General features: G+C 54.6%; 15 protein-coding genes. 12 read left to right on the top strand and 3 right to left on the bottom strand.

Translation table 11 applies throughout. The features are described 5' to 3' along the window. Window positions 1-222: 222 nt before the first annotated feature. Complete coding sequence (locus TH25_RS15885) at window positions 223-633, top strand: hypothetical protein (protein ID WP_258549187.1); 411 nt, start codon at window positions 223-225, stop codon at window positions 631-633. 170 nt (window positions 634-803) lie between these two features. On the opposite strand, the gene TH25_RS15880 is transcribed toward TH25_RS15885, so the two are convergent. Further along, window positions 804-1,286, bottom strand: a complete 483-nt coding sequence (locus TH25_RS15880) for a peroxiredoxin (protein ID WP_114089345.1) — start codon at window positions 1,284-1,286, stop codon at window positions 804-806. A gap of 128 nt (window positions 1,287-1,414) precedes the next feature. Further along, entirely contained in the window at window positions 1,415-3,676 is a 2,262-nt protein-coding gene (locus tag TH25_RS15875) for a protein-disulfide reductase DsbD family protein (RefSeq protein WP_114089334.1), read from the bottom strand. A gap of 256 nt (window positions 3,677-3,932) precedes the next feature. On the opposite strand from TH25_RS15875, the gene TH25_RS15870 reads away from it, so the two are divergent. Further along, window positions 3,933-4,511, top strand: a complete 579-nt coding sequence (locus TH25_RS15870) for a YqgE/AlgH family protein (RefSeq protein WP_114089333.1) — start codon at window positions 3,933-3,935, stop codon at window positions 4,509-4,511. A 115-nt stretch (window positions 4,512-4,626) separates the two neighbouring features. Here the strand turns inward: TH25_RS15870 and TH25_RS15865 are convergent, their stop codons facing one another. Further along, a complete protein-coding gene (locus tag TH25_RS15865) occupies window positions 4,627-5,448 on the bottom strand; it encodes a protein phosphatase CheZ (protein WP_114089332.1) in 822 nt (273 codons plus the stop codon). 1,197 nt (window positions 5,449-6,645) lie between these two features. Between TH25_RS15865 and coxB the strand changes: the two genes are divergently transcribed. From coxB to TH25_RS15820, 10 genes are all read left to right on the top strand, one after another. After that, window positions 6,646-7,497 carry a cytochrome c oxidase subunit II gene (gene coxB / locus TH25_RS15860; RefSeq protein WP_114089331.1) on the top strand — a complete coding sequence of 284 codons (852 nt, stop codon included), beginning with the start codon at window positions 6,646-6,648 and terminating at the stop codon, window positions 7,495-7,497. Between the two features lie 11 nt (window positions 7,498-7,508). Next, the gene (gene ctaD, locus TH25_RS15855; RefSeq protein ID WP_114089330.1) at window positions 7,509-9,098 is read left to right on the top strand and encodes a cytochrome c oxidase subunit I; all 1,590 of its coding nucleotides are present in this window, start codon (window positions 7,509-7,511) and stop codon (window positions 9,096-9,098) included. A gap of 78 nt (window positions 9,099-9,176) precedes the next feature. Beyond that, window positions 9,177-10,103, top strand: a complete 927-nt coding sequence (gene cyoE / locus TH25_RS15850; protein ID WP_114089329.1) for a heme o synthase — start codon at window positions 9,177-9,179, stop codon at window positions 10,101-10,103. Then, on the top strand, window positions 10,100-10,243 hold the full coding sequence (locus TH25_RS25090; protein WP_181847653.1) for a hypothetical protein: 144 nt from the start codon (window positions 10,100-10,102) through the stop codon (window positions 10,241-10,243). Before cyoE ends, TH25_RS25090 begins: the two co-directional genes overlap by 4 nt. A 4-nt stretch (window positions 10,244-10,247) precedes the next feature. Beyond that, window positions 10,248-10,955 carry a cytochrome c oxidase assembly protein gene (locus TH25_RS15845; protein ID WP_147253032.1) on the top strand — a complete coding sequence of 236 codons (708 nt, stop codon included), beginning with the start codon at window positions 10,248-10,250 and terminating at the stop codon, window positions 10,953-10,955. An 81-nt stretch (window positions 10,956-11,036) separates the two neighbouring features. Then, on the top strand, window positions 11,037-11,837 hold the full coding sequence (locus TH25_RS15840; RefSeq protein ID WP_114089327.1) for a cytochrome c oxidase subunit 3: 801 nt from the start codon (window positions 11,037-11,039) through the stop codon (window positions 11,835-11,837). Between the two features lie 58 nt (window positions 11,838-11,895). Next, entirely contained in the window at window positions 11,896-12,264 is a 369-nt protein-coding gene (locus TH25_RS15835; protein ID WP_114089326.1) for a DUF983 domain-containing protein, read from the top strand. Window positions 12,265-12,275: 11 nt separating this feature from the next. Further along, window positions 12,276-12,998 carry an SURF1 family protein gene (locus tag TH25_RS15830; protein WP_114089325.1) on the top strand — a complete coding sequence of 241 codons (723 nt, stop codon included), beginning with the start codon at window positions 12,276-12,278 and terminating at the stop codon, window positions 12,996-12,998. Between the two features lie 148 nt (window positions 12,999-13,146). Then, window positions 13,147-14,634: a carboxypeptidase M32 gene (locus TH25_RS15825; protein WP_114089324.1), complete on the top strand. Its 1,488-nt coding sequence runs from the start codon at window positions 13,147-13,149 to the stop codon at window positions 14,632-14,634. Between the two features lie 107 nt (window positions 14,635-14,741). Continuing rightward, the gene (locus TH25_RS15820; RefSeq protein WP_114089323.1) at window positions 14,742-15,146 is read left to right on the top strand and encodes a cyclic nucleotide-binding domain-containing protein; all 405 of its coding nucleotides are present in this window, start codon (window positions 14,742-14,744) and stop codon (window positions 15,144-15,146) included. Window positions 15,147-15,259 lie beyond the last annotated feature (113 nt).

Here is a 15,259-nt window from a genome sequence, read left to right as displayed (position 1 = left end):
AGTTAAAGGTTAATGAGTTCTGACCCTAGGACCCTTTTAATTCAGGCCAGGACTGCCAATATAAAAACTGTCGTATGCTCGGTATTCTTAAGGATGGTATTTACAATGCTTTGGCATTATAAAATCGTCTTTAAGGTGTTGCTTTCCTTTGGGTTGACAGCATCGAGCTAAATAAAATTTGAACGTTCGGGTCAGGGCCGAAAGTTCAGGAGGACGAAAGTAATGGCATTCTGGTCAACAACAAAAAATAACGCGGTCCAGGCCAAGGCGCAGGATATCAAATGGCGCGCTAGCCCGCGTGGTGATTATTTCCGCCTGTTCATGCTTGATGATGTCAGCACGCTGAATGTGGATGGCGTCGGCGGGGTTTATCTGGTTTGGCATGGCGGCGTAAAGCCCGAATGGCTTTTGGCTGGCAGTTCCAACGATTTGGGTGATGTGTTTCGCGATTTGCTCGAAGATCGCGACATTCGTGATTATGAAAATCGCGGCAAAGTGTTCATCAGTTGGTCGCCCATCAAATCCGAGTTTCGCGATGGTGTCGTGCATTTTCTCGCGCGCAGCATCAAGCCGGTATTTGAATGCGACTTTAACAGCAATGAAGACGCCATTCCCGTCATGCTGCCACGTTAGCACCAATGTGAAATTGTCGCCTGGTGCTGTGCCGTCTGGCTCTGTCACCGGGCTTTTTGCTTGTCGGAAAGACAGCAACAGACGGGGGCAGAGAAATAAAAAGACCGCCCCTGATCATTGTGACACATAGGCGGCCTGTTTTAATTTTTAGCTTGCGCAGAACAGCGTTTTTAAAGCACGCCCAGCACGGCTTCGGCGCTGGAAACGTCAAATGCACCGGCTTCCTCGACGGCAAGATGGGTGACTTTGTTGTCTTCAATCACCATCACATAACGGTTGGCGCGTTCGCCCAGTCCCTTGCCGCGCAGGTCCAGCTTCAGGCCGGTTGCATTGGTGAAGTTCAAATCCCCGTCTGCCAGCATGGTAACGGTTTCGCCAACATTTTCCGCATTTGCCCATGCCTGCATGACAAAGGCGTCATTGGTGGCAAGGCAGAAAATTTCATCAACGCCCTTGGCGGCAATTTCGTCGGCCTTGCTGATAAAGCCTGGCAGATGCTTGATCGAGCAGGTCGGGGTAAATGCGCCAGGAACCGCAAACAGTACAACCTTGCGTCCGGCAAACAGCTCTTTGCTTTGCACGGCTTCCGGGCCATCGGGGGTTGCGCGGTGCAATACGACGTCGGGTAGTGTGTCGCCTACAGCAATGGTCATGGCAATTCTCCAAAATTTATGCCGCCTGTTTGCGGCCGTCATCACCGGCATACCACCGGCAGGAAGAAGTTGTGGGCTAGAATGACTTAAAAAATCATTCAATGCCAGTCGCTTCCCAACAGGTGGAATTAACCCTGGTTGTTCGCAAGCCCTTCTTTCGGTTGGGCTGCTTTCAGGCCGGAAAGAACCTGATCCTTGCTTAACAGTTCGGAAAGCAAAATGCCGCCCGGGGCCTCTGGCCCATAAATGGCATTAAACGGAATGCCATAGCGGTCATATTTCGCCAGGAAGGCCGCAATTTCAGGGTCTGGCCGGGTCCAGTCGCCCTGCATCAACACCACATTATCGGCCAGCAAGGCGGATCGGACGTCATCGGTATCGATTACCAGGCGTTTATTGACCTGACAGGTGACACACCAGTCTGCCGTAATATCGACCAGCACGGTTTTGCCCTCGCCAACCAGTTTGCTGATTTTATCGGGGGCAAAGGGTTGCCAGGGCAGGGCATTGCTGTTTGGGGTGTCTGTGCTGGCAGTGGTTTGGGGGGCATGGGATGGCGGGCGCGAAAATCCTGGCGCAAACAGGGCCACCAGAACGGCCAGTGTTGCCAGCCCGGCCAGCAGGGGTTTGCGCCGCTGCTGTGATGTGACATGCCGCCACCAGATCAGTCCGCTTGCCAGGGCAAGGCCGCCCCCCACGGCAATCGCCCCTGTTAGGCCAATCTGGTTGGCAAGCACGCTTAACAGCCAAACCGCCGTGCCCAGCAATGCCAGCCCCAGCACGAACTTGACAACCGCCATCCAGCGGCCCGGTTTGGGCAGCAGGCGGGCGATTTCCGGGCGCGCCGCAATGAGCAGGTATGGTATCGCAAAGCCCAAGCCCAGCAGGCTGAACACCCAGAAAATATCAAAAATGCTGCCTGCCAGGGCAAACCCAACGGCGGTTCCCAAAAACGGGGCTGAACAGGGGGTTGCCAACAGGGTGGCAAACATCCCGGTCAGAAAATGCCCGCCCATGCTGTGCGGGTTAGGGCCCGGTGTGGCACCATTGTCCGTGTTGTGCGCCGCCCGGCTGTTTTGCTGGTCGATAGCCTCATTTGCCAGATCATTCAGGCGGTTGGCACTGATTTCAAACAGGCCAAACATGTTGCAGGCAAACAGCACGACAATGATGGTCATGGTGGTTAAAAACAGCGGTTGCTGAAACTGAATGCCCCAGCCGATCGACCCGCCCGCCAGCTTTAAAATGGCGAGTGCCCCGGCAATGATCCAGAACGACACCATGATGCCCGCCGCACTGGCCAGAAACCCGCGCCGCGTGCCACGTCGGTCCCGTGCACCAAGCTGAATGGCCCCCATGACTTTCAGCGAGAGCACCGGCAACACACAGGGCATGACATTCAAAATCAGCCCGCCCAGCAAGGCCAGGCCGCCAATCACCCACCAGGCGGTGTGCGATGGGGAAGTGACGTTGTTTGGGGCGATCTGGTTGTTCGCAGTGTTATTGGCGAGGGGGGCTAACGCATCTGCAACCATGTCGTTTGCCGGGGCATCTGCAATGGCAACAGGTTGTTCCACGGCAAGGTCGCCAGCCAGGACCGTAACGGTTACGTTCTGCCCGGCCAGTGTTTCAGCCTTGGCATTATTGTGAATTTTCAACTGATAAACCGGGTTGCCAGCAAGCAACTGGCCGGTCGCAACCGGGGCACCAAAGCTGTCGGTTGGTTTGCCCTCGACCAGAATATCGGGTTTGACGCCCTCGGGAATGTCGCGCAGGACAATATTAAGAAAGCTGTTCTTTCCTGTGCCACTTTCCCAGATGTCATGAACGCCGATCGGCAGGTTGTGCCCCTTTAGCGGTACCTTGGCGGCAAATTTTTCAATCTCATGGGCATGGTTTGAAATTTCGCCGCGATCAGCGGGTAAATCCAGCGTCAGATTGGCGGTTGCCGGGACACAAATGTCGCTGCACGCCAGATAATCGACCGTCATTTTCAGCAGCACGGGATCGGTATTGTTCTGGACCGGCACATCAATGGGCAAAATCACCCGGTCCTGATAGCCAAATGTTTCCAGCCCGAAAATGGAAAAACGGATCGGTGCAGGCCACAACATTGTGGCGCTGGCGCTATCAATATTTTCTGACCCCTGCCAGTTGATGCCGGGGGGAAAGCCAGCATCCCCCGCACTGCGCCAGTAAATTTTCCAGTGCGGTTTCAAGGCAAATTCAAGCCCCAACCGCAGGGTGTGTACGTCCTTTACCCCGTCACGCGCGCTGATCACCCTTACAGATGCAAAATCCTGGTCCTGCCAGGTGCTTTCGGCAGGGGCCGCCAGCGCAAGGTGCGGCAGCAGGATTACGATCAACAGGGCTAAAATACGCTTGATCACGACAGTTATTCCCGGAAAATTGTCAGGCACGCAGGGGTACGATGATGTTTGTTTCAATGCAACCCACGAACATGTTACCAGCCCGTTAGCCTTGCCGGCGCGTTACAGGGTTACTGGTAGAACTTGCGAATTATACCCATATGAAAATCGAACGGCTTTGATTAAGAACAGGGCGCACGAATAATTTGAAACCCTTCATGGCGAAAACCGCGTTAACAGGGTAGTGTTGGGTAATTGAGAACAAGGATGGCGTAAAATGGCAATTGCAGGCAGCGACGGAGAATATCTATCGGGCAAGCTACTGGTTGCAATGCCCGGTATGCGCGACCCGCGCTTTGCACAAAGTGTGGTCTATCTTTGTGCCCATAACGAAGACGGTGCAATGGGGATTGTCGTCAACCGGTTGATTGATTCGATCACCTTCCCCGAACTGCTCGAACAATTGGGCATCGCGCGCCCGGCCTCCACCATTTCCGATATTCAGGTACATTTTGGCGGCCCGGTTGAATCGGGTCGTGGTTTTGTGCTGCATTCCAACGATTTTCGCAATGATGCCACCTTGCAGGTAGACCGGGATGTATCGGTTACGGCAACGGTGGATATTCTGGAAAACATCGCGCTTGATAAAGGCCCGCATAACAGCATTCTCGCCCTGGGCTATGCCGGGTGGCGCAGCGGCCAGCTTGAAACCGAAATCCGTGCCAATGGCTGGCTGCATGTCGATGCCGACCCGGACCTGCTTTTTGCCACCGACTGCGAGGATAAATGGCAGCGCGCCTTTGCCAAACTGGGCTTTGCGCCCGAACTTCTGTCTGGCGAGGCCGGGCACGCCTAAGCGCAATTCGATTGCGATGGCCCGTTGACCTTAAAGGCAGCGTTCCCGTCATGGGAATGCTGCCCTGGTTTGATGTAAAAGCCTGAAGCTGATCGTTCCTTTAGGCCTTGTGCCCTTAATCGAACAGGGCGTCGATTTCGTCTTGCGAGAAAATCTGGTCGATTTCTGTCTGGTTGTTCTTTTCCTGGTTCGCCGGCGCGCGGGTCACGGTTTTGTCGAGATTGTCGAGGCCCTTCGGGTCTGGCGGCAGGTCGAATTCCTCGAAATCCTCCTCGCCCCAAATTTCGATGACGCGGTTTACCCGTTCCTCGATATATTTCATCGTATTGACGACCTTGGTGATACGCTGGCCGGTCAGGTCCTGGAAGTTACAGGATTCAAACACTTTGACCACCAGTTCCACAATGTCATCGGCCAGGCCCTGAACATAATCGTCCGTGGCACTGGAACGGATGTTATGGGCAACTGAATCGATATTTTCGACATTTTCCAGAATATTGGCTGTCGCTTCCTCGGTGGCTTCGACAATGGAATCAAGCTCGCCCTTGACGATGTTCAGGCGGGTCCCGCTGGTATCATCGGGGGCTGTGTAAAGGGCGGCGATTTCCTTTTTGGTTTCCTGGATCGAATTGGCAAGGGCGCGAATTTCGGTTTTTAACATCCGCAATTCGTTACGGGCATCATCCTGCTCTTCCGGTTCGCGCACCAGTTTCTTTTGCTCTTCGATCATGATCTTGATGTCGGAAAGCAGTTCCAGTTTCAGATCTTCAATCGCATTATGCAGGGATGAAAGATCCGGCCCTGGCCCCGTGCCCTGTGCCTGTCCACCACCATAATTTGCCGGTTCTGGCAGCGACACAATGTCGCTCATGCTTTCCAGCTTGTTTAACAGCCGCATTTCGGCGGTGAACAGCTTCTTTTGATTCTGACGGGCCATAGGCAAACCTCAATAGCGGAAATCTGTCTTAACGATACGTTACTATACCTAAGCGCGGGGTGCGAAATTTTCGCGACAGGGTTTCGCCGTTAAATTTTCCTGTGAATTCCCCGCGCATTCCAGGGGCACAAGTCGGGCTTTACTGCCTGCCATGCTTTGATAATGGGGAAAGCTGGCGACAAGTAAAGAGATCACTGCCGGTAAATTTTACAAAAAATACCGACAGTCGGGTCTTGAAAGGTTTAATTATACCCTATACCAGCCGCGATTTTGCCCCCTGGGGGTGTTTTGCTGACGATTCTGCTGCGCAAAAGCCCACTTCCTCCATCGCACCCATAATCGTTCATAGCATATTTATGCCCGTAAATCATGTGGCATGGCGTTTATACCCCCCAAAGACAGTCAAAAGACATTCAACTGTCATCAAATGGGGGGAGAATGGTCATCGGTAGCGGTGGCGGTATCGGTAGCGGCTATGGTGGCCACGATTGTGGGTTATGCCGCTGGAAAACATGCGTATCAGAACTTCGGGGCGTTGCATCTGAATGTGCCTGTCTGACGCGGGCCAGGGCGAGCCCCTACGGGGAGGAAAGCCGATTTAACGATGTGACGGGAAAAATGCCGGACGATTCGCGAGGATTTTGTGCGTATTCCGGCAAAGTCATACCAAAATATGCTAATTTCAGGTTGCGACACGGCCAAACGCCTTTGGGGTGAATTAAATAAATTCAGAAAAATTTTTAGGTTGTGTTGTGCCAAACGTCCGGCGCACATTGTTTTATATCTTATCTCTATTGCAGGGCGACATTGCGCTGCGGTCGCTCTGGTTGGGTTGTCTGGTTAAAAATATTCCTTTTGATCCATAGGTTTAAGTTTGGAAAAATGGTGAAGTTGGCTAAAACCCTATGAGGAAACACAAATTTTATTTGTGCGCTGCAGCAAGGTTTTTTGTGGAAGAGGTTGAAAAGATACGCTATTTGCCACGCATGCCGATATGCTTGGCAGGACGGAATAATAGAATTAGTCTTGTCTAATTCGTTTAACGTTTTGATATCGGGACCGATCCGCGGTCCAATGTCATGGCGGGGCGTTTTCGGGGAGAGATCGGGTCTTCCCGATTGCAAAGATGTCACGCTGTTCGGCCTTGCCGAAAATGGCACTAATGCCTTGAGTTGTAATGCGAGGGGGCAGATTCGCATGTCGATCAAGATGCTGTTTCCCATTTTGTTGCTGGGATTGGCAGTTCTGACGGGACTGGATTCGTCTGCGGTTGCCGCAGTCGGACAGCCCGAGCCCTGGCAGTTGGGTCTTCAGGACGCAGCTTCGCCAGTGGCGGTTGAGGGTCAAAAATTCTTTACCCTGCTGGTTTGGTTGATGACCGCGATTGTGGTCGTCGTTTTGGTATTGCTGTTATATGTGCTGTTTCGTTTCAGCAGAAAACGCAATCCGCAACCCTCCAAAACCACGCACCATACCCTGCTTGAAGTGGCATGGACGGTGGTGCCGGTCCTGATTTTGCTGATCATTGCCATCCCGTCTTTCCGTTTGCTGTATTATGCCGATCATGTCGAAGATGCCGACATGACGCTGAAAATTATCGGCAAGCAGTGGTATTGGACCTATGAATATCCCGACAATGGCGATTTCACCTTTGATTCGCTGATGATTGACGAGGATACGGCCGTTGCCGAAGGCAAGAAACGCCTGCTTGATGTGGATAATCCCGTTGTTCTGCCGGTTGACACCGATATTCGCCTGCTGATGACCTCTGATGATGTTATTCATAGCTGGGCGATGCCGTCGCTTTTCATTAAACTTGATGCCGTTCCGGGGCGCACAAACGAAACCTGGACCCGCATTCCGGCCGAATATGCCGGGACCACTTTTTATGGTCAGTGTTCAGAACTGTGCGGTGTCAATCACGCCTTTATGCCGATTGCGGTCAAGGCCGTGACCAAGGAAGAATATGCAGATTGGGTCAAGCAGGCACAGGAACAGTTTGCATCGGCAACCCTGCCGAAATCTGTTTCGGTTGCTTCGGCCGAGTGAGGGAGAGTTCAATGGCTCACGCTGATACACATGCGCATGATCACGATCATACGCCGGGATTTTTCAGCCGCTGGTTTTTGTCCACCAACCATAAGGATATCGGGTCGCTTTATCTGATTTTCTCGCTGGTGGCCGGGTTGATCGGCGGGGCGTTTTCGGTTTGGTTCCGCATGGAGCTTGCCCATCCCGGCACCCAGATTATCGAGGATCACCAGTTTTTTAACGTGCTTGTCACCGCGCACGGCATGATCATGGTGTTCTTTGTTGTCATGCCCGCCATGATTGGCGGTTTTGGCAACTGGTTTGTACCGATCATGATTGGTGCACCCGATATGGCCTTTCCGCGCCTGAACAATATCTCGTTCTGGCTGCTGGTGCCGGCCTTTTTGCTGCTGATGCTCTCGGCAACCATCGGGGCGGGGGCCGGAACGGGCTGGACGGTTTATCCGCCGCTTTCAAGCGTGCTGGGCCACCCGGGGGCGTCGGTCGATATGGCGATTTTCGCCCTTCACCTGGCCGGTGCCAGTTCCATTCTGGGCGCTGTCAACTTCATCACCACCATTTGCAATATGCGCGCGCCGGGCATGACCCTGCATAAAATGCCGCTTTTTGCCTGGTCGATGCTGGTCACGGCGTTCCTGCTGTTGCTCGCCGTGCCGGTTCTCGGTGGTGCGATTACCATGCTGCTGACCGACCGTAACTTTGGCACGACCTTTTTTGATCCGGCCGGGGGCGGGGACCCGATCCTCTATCAGCACCTGTTCTGGTTCTTTGGACATCCCGAAGTTTACATCATGATTTTGCCGGGCTTTGGCATTATCAGCCACATCATCTCCACCTTCTCGCGCAAGCCGATTTTCGGGTATCTCGGCATGGCCTATGCGATGGTGGCGATTGGGGTTGTCGGCTTTATCGTCTGGGCGCATCACATGTATACTGTTGGCCTGGATGTTGATACCCGTGCCTATTTCACCGCGGCAACGATGGTGATTGCGGTGCCGACCGGGGTTAAAATCTTTTCCTGGATTGCGACGATGTGGGGCGGCTCGATCGAGCTGCGTGCCCCCATGCTCTGGGCAATCGGTTTTATCTTCCTGTTTACCGTTGGCGGTGTGACCGGGGTGATTCTGGCGAATTCTGGCATGGATCTGCCGTTGCACGATACCTATTTTGTGGTGGCGCATTTCCATTATGTGCTGTCGCTCGGCGCTGTCTTCTCGATCTTTGCCGGTTTTTATTACTGGTTTGGCAAGATGACCGGCTATGAAATTTCCGATCTCGGCGGAAAGATTCATTTCTGGTTTTTCTTCATCGGCGTGAACATGACCTTCTTCCCGCAGCACTTCCTCGGGCTGGCCGGCATGCCGCGTCGTTATGCCGATTATCCAGATGCGTTTGCGGGCTGGAACCTTGTTTCATCCTATGGTGCGTATATCTCGTTTGCAGCGACGATTTTCTTCCTTGGTGTGGTGGCACACGCCTTTATTCGTGGTAAGAAAGCGGCCGCAAACCCGTATGGCGAATATGCCGACACCCTGGAATGGACTGTCAGCTCGCCGCCGCCGTTCCATACCTTTGATGAACTGCCGCGCATCAAGTAACCATGCGATCTTTTGTCTTTCGCCGGGATGATCCGGCGAAAGACAACCACCAAAGCCAGAAAGAAGACCGCCCCTGTCATGAGCAAGACCGCACTTGATCAGACACTGACCATCGACACCGTTCCCGCCATACCGGTTTCCACCGTGCGGGACTATTTCACGCTGTTAAAACCCGGCGTGATGACGCTTGTCGTCTTTACCGGTGCCGTTGGCCTGTTGATTGCGCCGGGCCATATCCATCCGTTTTTGGCCCTGGTCGCCATTGCCTGCATTGCCGTTGCCAGTGGTGCGGCGGCCTCGATCAATATGTGGTATGACCGCGATATTGATCAGCACATGAAACGCACCATGAACCGCCCGATTCCGGCAGGGCGCGTCCCGGCGGATGAAGCCCTGTCGCTAGGCATTTTACTGTCGATTGTGTCCGTTACCGTGATGGCGGTTGCCATTAATCTGGCAGCGGCGGCCCTGTTGGCTGTTTCGATCGGGTTTTATGTTTTTGTCTATACCATGTGGCTCAAACGCCGCACGCCGCAAAACATTGTGATTGGCGGGGCGGCCGGGGCCTTTCCGCCGATGATTGGCTGGGCGGCGGTAACGGGCGGCATTGATCTGAATTCGATGGCCCTGTTCATGATCATCTTCATGTGGACGCCGCCGCATTTTTGGGCGCTGGCGCTGTTTCGCTGCGGGGATTATGCCAAAGTCGGGGTGCCGATGATGCCGGTTGTGGCCGGTGATCTGGCAACCAAAAAGCAGATGCTGTTTTATACCATTCTGCTGTTGCCGGTCACGCTGGTACCCTATTTTACCGGGCTTTTGGGCCTGTTTTATGCGGCAACGGCCGCGATGACGGGGCTGTGGTTTTTGCGCCATGCCTGGCGTGTTTTGCGCAATGCCGAGGAAAAGGCACCGCAGAAAATGTTTGGCTATTCGATCCTGTATCTGTTTGTGCTGTTTGGCGCGATGGTGGCCGATATCTGGCTTGAGGGCTTTATCACATGAGCAAGCAGCCCAAAATGAGCGAAGAGGAACTCGCCGCGTTTTACGCCAGTCGCAAACGTAAAAACTGGGTTCTTCTGGCGATCCTGACGGGACTTGCCGTTTTGTTTTTTGTAATCACGATTTTGAAAATGAGTGGTTGAAAATATGACGCGGCGAAAACGCAGACATCAGGAAAATCGCAGACAGACCGGTATTTTGGTCTTTTGTTGTGCTGCGATCCTGATGGGCGGGTTTGCCGGATACAAATTTGCCCGGGTTCCGGGGCTGTTTAAGGACAGGGCCGGTGCCAGCCCGGTCATCCCGGATCAGGGGGCAATGGCCGGGCAGGATGGAAATACAGTTGGGCCGAATGCCCTGCTTGCCAGCGCACCGGTTTTGAAAGGCGCGGCAACGGGCAGGGGAATTCTGGCAGCGAACATAACGAATGAAAATGCCACGGCGCAGGATGATGCCGCCATTGGTACAGGAAAGATCAAAATATCCTTTGATGGCACGTCAGACCCGTCAATGGAGTGGGATTTTGCCCCGGAGCAGGCCGCGATGATCGTGCCGCTGGGGGAAAACCGGTTGGCATTTTATGCCGCGCATAATCGGTCGGACAGGGTTGTGACGGGCGAGGCCGCCTATCGCGTCACCCCGGTCGAGGCAGGGCGATATGTCAGCAAGCTGGCATGTTTCTGTTTCGATAGCCAGCGCCTGGAACCGGGTGAAAATGTGGATATGCCGATCAGCTTTTTTGTTGATCCGGCGATTACCGAAGATCCGGCCTTGCGTGGATTGACGGAAATAAAGCTGTCTTTTGCCTTTTATGCCGTTGCGCCGCAAACGGGGCAAAAGCCAGGTCCTGGATAGGTGGAGGCTGATCCGGTGGAGCGGCATCCGCGCGAGAGTGGTTTGACAATTAATTTATTCAAGGATTAAGGGGGGCGAGGAATGAGTGATCATGCTCAGAAACATCCGTTCCATCTGGTAGACCCGAGCCCGTGGCCGCTGGTTGCATCGCTGTCGGCGGGCCTGTTTACCGGAGGCATGGTTTATTTCATGCATTCTGACCGGCTGCTGACCGATTTCTGGCTGGCCGCCATTGGCATTGCCGGTATTTTGTTTGTGATGTTCCGCTGGTGGGGTGATGTGGTGCGCGAATCACGCATCTATCATAATCCGGTGGTTCAGATCGGCCTGCGCTACGGCATGTCGCTGTTTATTGCCTCCGAGGTGATGTTCTTTGTGGCGTTCTTCTGGGCGTTTTTCCAAAGCGCGCTTCTGGAATTCAACCCTGCCATTACCCAGTGGCCGCCCGCCGGGATCGAGGTGCTTGACCCGTGGGATCTGCCCTTCATCAATACGCTGGTACTGTTGCTGTCGGGCTGTACGCTGACCTGGGCGCACCATGCCTGCCTGGAGGGCGACAAGAAACATATGGTGCAGGGGCTGACCCTGACCGTGCTGCTGGGCATCGCGTTTCTGGCCTGTCAGGCTTATGAATATCATCACGCGGCCTTTGCCTTTGATGAGGGGATTTATCCCTCCACATTCTATATGGCGACCGGGTTTCACGGCTTCCATGTGTTTGTCGGTACGGTATTTTTGGCGGTGTGCCTTTATCGTGCCAATCGCGGGGATTTCAAACCGGACCATCATTTCGGTCTCGAGGCTGCGGCCTGGTATTGGCATTTTGTCGATGTGGTCTGGCTGTTCCTGTTTTTCTCGGTTTACATTTGGGGTGGCCAATAACGCTGCCCCATCGCGAGACCCCAAAATGGCTGTTTGGCCTGACTGGTAAACGCATCTTATGAATCTGGATTATTATCCGCCACTTTCCCCCATTCGCACCGGCCTTGCCTGCAAGTGTCCGCGCTGCGGTGGGGGAAAATTGTTTTCGGGCTATTTGACGGTGCGCGAGGCCTGCGATGTCTGCGGGCTGGACATGCGCAACCATGATGCCGGGGATGGTCCGGCGGTTTTCATCATTTTCATTCTGGGCTTTCTGGTGGTGCCCCTTGCCTTATGGGTGGAATTGACGTACCAACCGCCTTTGTGGCTGCATGTGGTGATGTGGTTTCCAACTGTAATCGGTTTGACCCTTTTGCTGTTGCGGCCCCTCAAAGGGGTGATGGTTGCCCTGCAATACCGTCACCGCTCAACCACGCAACAGGATTAGGCCCGTTCGTTATGGCGCTTTTAAAATCGCGGCCCACGGTCGCAATTTCAATTACGGCAGGCTTGGCCTTTCTTGTCCTGATGGCGTTATGTGTCTGGCAAATCGAACGGCTGTTCTGGAAAGAAAACCTGATCGCCGAACGCGAGGCCCGCGCCGGTTTGCCGCCCGTCGAATTTCCGGTTGATGTCGATAAAGTAAACCCTGACATGGCGTTTCGTGCCGCCATAGCGCATGGCCGTTTCCTGCATGACCAGGAAATGTATCTGATGGCGCGTACCATGCAGGGCAGTGTGGGCTATCAGGTGATTACGCCGCTTGAACAGGCCGATGGTCGCATCATTCTGGTCAATCGCGGCTGGGTGCCCGACGACAAACGCGATCTCGCCACGCGTCCCGAAGGGCAGCTTCAGGGGCTTGTGGACGTGACCGGCGTTATCCGGATCGCACGTCCGCGCCATTGGGCCCAGCCCGAAAATGACCCGGTTAAAAACCAGTGGTTTTATGTGGATCCGCCCCATATGGCCGAAGAGGCCGGGGGCGATCTTGCCAGCCCGTATTATCTGGAAGCCGATGCAACCCCGAATCCCGGCGGGTTCCCCATTGGCGGGCAGGCCCGGGTGATGTTGCCCAACAACCATTTGCAATATGCCATTACGTGGTTTTGCCTTGCGGTTGCGCTGGTTGTTATTTTTATCGTTTATCATCGCCGCCCGCCCGATTCTTCGGCGAAATGAGCTTGCGGCACGCCCCGCTGGCAGACTATTTTCAATCTGATTGTGAAACGCAACGGCCATTTGCGCAGTTAACATGCGCAAATGGCCTTTGTCTGGTCGGGCCTAGTCTGCTCGCCCTGTTTTTCGCCAACCGATCGGAGCCGTCACCATGACCAAAGCCTATCTTGCGCTTGAAAGCCGTTTTCGCCGTATGAACGTTCTGGCGGATATTGGCGGGATGTTGCATTGGGATATGGCGACGATGATGCCCGATGGGGCCGCACCTTCACGCTCCGAACAGCTTGCCACCCTGGATGTCATGTCCAATGAACTGATCAAGGATGCGGCATTAAAGGACCTGCTGGCCGAGGCCGAAACGGAAAAACTATCGGACTGGCAGCGCGCCAACCTCAATGAAATGAAACGCGAATGGGTGCATGGCAATGCCGTGCCCAGCGATCTGGTCGAGGCGATGTCACGGGCCTCAACCGCCTGCGAGGTGGCCTGGCGCACCGCACGGGCCGAAAATGATTTCGCCGGTTTGCTCCCCAAATTGCAAACCGTGCTGGACCTGTCGATCGAGGCGGGCACGGCCAAGGCCGAGGCGCTGGGCTGTTCGGTCTATGATGCGCTGCTGGACCAGTATGATCCCTCCATGAGCTGTGCCAAGATCGACACCCTGTTTGCCGATCTGGAGGCATTTCTGCCGGACTTTACCGCCAGCGTGATCGAACGCCAAAAGGCCGAAGCCCCGGCCTTGCTGCCCGATGGCCCGTTTCCGATTGAAACGCAAAAGGCGATTGGCCTGGAACTGATGAAGGCGGTGGGCTTTGATTTTGATCATGGCCGTCTTGATATTTCGCATCATCCGTTTTGTGGCGGCACGGCCGATGATGTGCGCCTGACCACCCGCTATGACGCGGCCGATTTTACCAGTGCCATTATGGGGGTGCTGCATGAAACCGGGCACGCCATGTATGAGCTGGGCCTGCCTGCGGACTGGCGTTTGCAGCCGGTGGGCAAGGCGCGGGGCATGAGCCTCCATGAAAGCCAGTCCCTGCTGATTGAAATGCAGGCCAGCCGGTCGCAGGAATTTCTGACCTATGCAGCACCCATGTTCAAAAAGGCCTTTAACGGCAATGGGGCCGCGTGGGAGGCGGAAAACCTCTATCGGCTTTATACCCGTGTGGAACCGGGCCTTATTCGGGTGGATGCTGATGAAGTGACATATCCGTCACACGTGATTTTGCGTTATCGTCTTGAACGCGCCTTGATCGAAGGCGATATGAAACTGGCCGATTTGCCCGCCGCCTGGAACGACATGATGCAATCGCTGTTGGGCATTACCCCGCCCAATGATGCCGATGGCTGCTTGCAGGACATTCACTGGCCATCCGGGGCGTGGGGATACTTCCCGACCTACACGATGGGGGCAATGGCCGCGGCCCAGTTATTTGCGAGCGCGCGGGATCAGGTGCCGGGACTGATGGAAAATCTGTCACGCGGGGATTTTGCCCCCCTGATGGCCTGGCTGCGGGCCAATGTGCATGGCAAGGGGTCCAGTGCGACGACGGATGAGATTTTGCAGGGCGCAACCGGCGCACCTCTTCAAACAAAGGCTTTCATTACCCATTTGCAAACCCGGTACGGGGCGTAAGCCGAAGGGGATGTTTTCGCCGGTGGATGGCGGGAAAATTTCGGCTATGTCTTAAAATCAATGGGCAAACAGACCCGTTTATATATCGAACAGGACCAGAAACGCAGATGTCAGCTAAGGTAATGGACCGTCAGGTTTTCGCGGCGGGGCAAATTATTTTCCGCGAGGGCAAGCCCGGTGGTGCGGCTTATGTGGTGCAGGAAGGGTCTGTCGAGATTTATAAAACCACCTCTGGCGGCGAAGACGTTGTGCTGGGCCATATCGAGGCAGGGGGCCTGTTTGGTGAATTGTCCCTGATCGATGACGCCCCGCGCATGGCCTCCGCCCGGGCCCGCGACCGCACCGTGGTGATTGCGATTTCCCGCCGCCAGTTTGAACATAAAATGAACGCGTCTGACCGCTTCATTCGCGCCATTTTGCGTATTTTGCTGTCAAACTACCGCCAGATCACCCGGCGCTCCGTCAAGATGGAAGCCCTGTTGCGCAAACACGGCATTCCGTTCGAGGATTGATTGCCGCAATCAGCGTGAAATGCACTTTCATTTGTGACGGTCCGTCGACCGATAGAGGACCGCGTTACCTCTTGCAAAGCCGTTATATGGGACTAGTCATCCTTTTGTAAGGT

Source organism: Thalassospira profundimaris (assembly GCF_003326755.1).
Taxonomy (GTDB): domain Bacteria; phylum Pseudomonadota; class Alphaproteobacteria; order Rhodospirillales; family Thalassospiraceae; genus Thalassospira; species Thalassospira profundimaris_B.
The sequence above is the reverse complement of the archived record's forward strand: the minus strand, read 5'-3'. Positions and strand labels throughout refer to the sequence as shown.

Bases quoted from the DNA above. Each gene is read 5' to 3' on its own strand.
- TH25_RS15825 (WP_114089324.1), top strand. From the start codon at position 13,147: ATGACCAAAGCCTATCTTGCGCTTGAAAGCCGTTTTCGCCGTATGAAC.
- TH25_RS25090 (WP_181847653.1), top strand. From the start codon at position 10,100: ATGAGCAAGCAGCCCAAAATGAGCGAAGAGGAACTCGCCGCGTTTTAC.
- TH25_RS15865 (WP_114089332.1), bottom strand. From the start codon at position 5,448: ATGGCCCGTCAGAATCAAAAGAAGCTGTTCACCGCCGAAATGCGGCTG.
- TH25_RS15845 (WP_147253032.1), top strand. From the start codon at position 10,248: ATGACGCGGCGAAAACGCAGACATCAGGAAAATCGCAGACAGACCGGT.
- TH25_RS15820 (WP_114089323.1), top strand. From the start codon at position 14,742: ATGTCAGCTAAGGTAATGGACCGTCAGGTTTTCGCGGCGGGGCAAATT.
- TH25_RS15840 (WP_114089327.1), top strand. From the start codon at position 11,037: ATGAGTGATCATGCTCAGAAACATCCGTTCCATCTGGTAGACCCGAGC.
- TH25_RS15830 (WP_114089325.1), top strand. From the start codon at position 12,276: ATGGCGCTTTTAAAATCGCGGCCCACGGTCGCAATTTCAATTACGGCA.
- TH25_RS15870 (WP_114089333.1), top strand. From the start codon at position 3,933: ATGGCAATTGCAGGCAGCGACGGAGAATATCTATCGGGCAAGCTACTG.
- ctaD (WP_114089330.1), top strand. From the start codon at position 7,509: ATGGCTCACGCTGATACACATGCGCATGATCACGATCATACGCCGGGA.
- TH25_RS15885 (WP_258549187.1), top strand. From the start codon at position 223: ATGGCATTCTGGTCAACAACAAAAAATAACGCGGTCCAGGCCAAGGCG.
- TH25_RS15835 (WP_114089326.1), top strand. From the start codon at position 11,896: ATGAATCTGGATTATTATCCGCCACTTTCCCCCATTCGCACCGGCCTT.
- cyoE (WP_114089329.1), top strand. From the start codon at position 9,177: ATGAGCAAGACCGCACTTGATCAGACACTGACCATCGACACCGTTCCC.
- coxB (WP_114089331.1), top strand. From the start codon at position 6,646: ATGTCGATCAAGATGCTGTTTCCCATTTTGTTGCTGGGATTGGCAGTT.
- TH25_RS15880 (WP_114089345.1), bottom strand. From the start codon at position 1,286: ATGACCATTGCTGTAGGCGACACACTACCCGACGTCGTATTGCACCGC.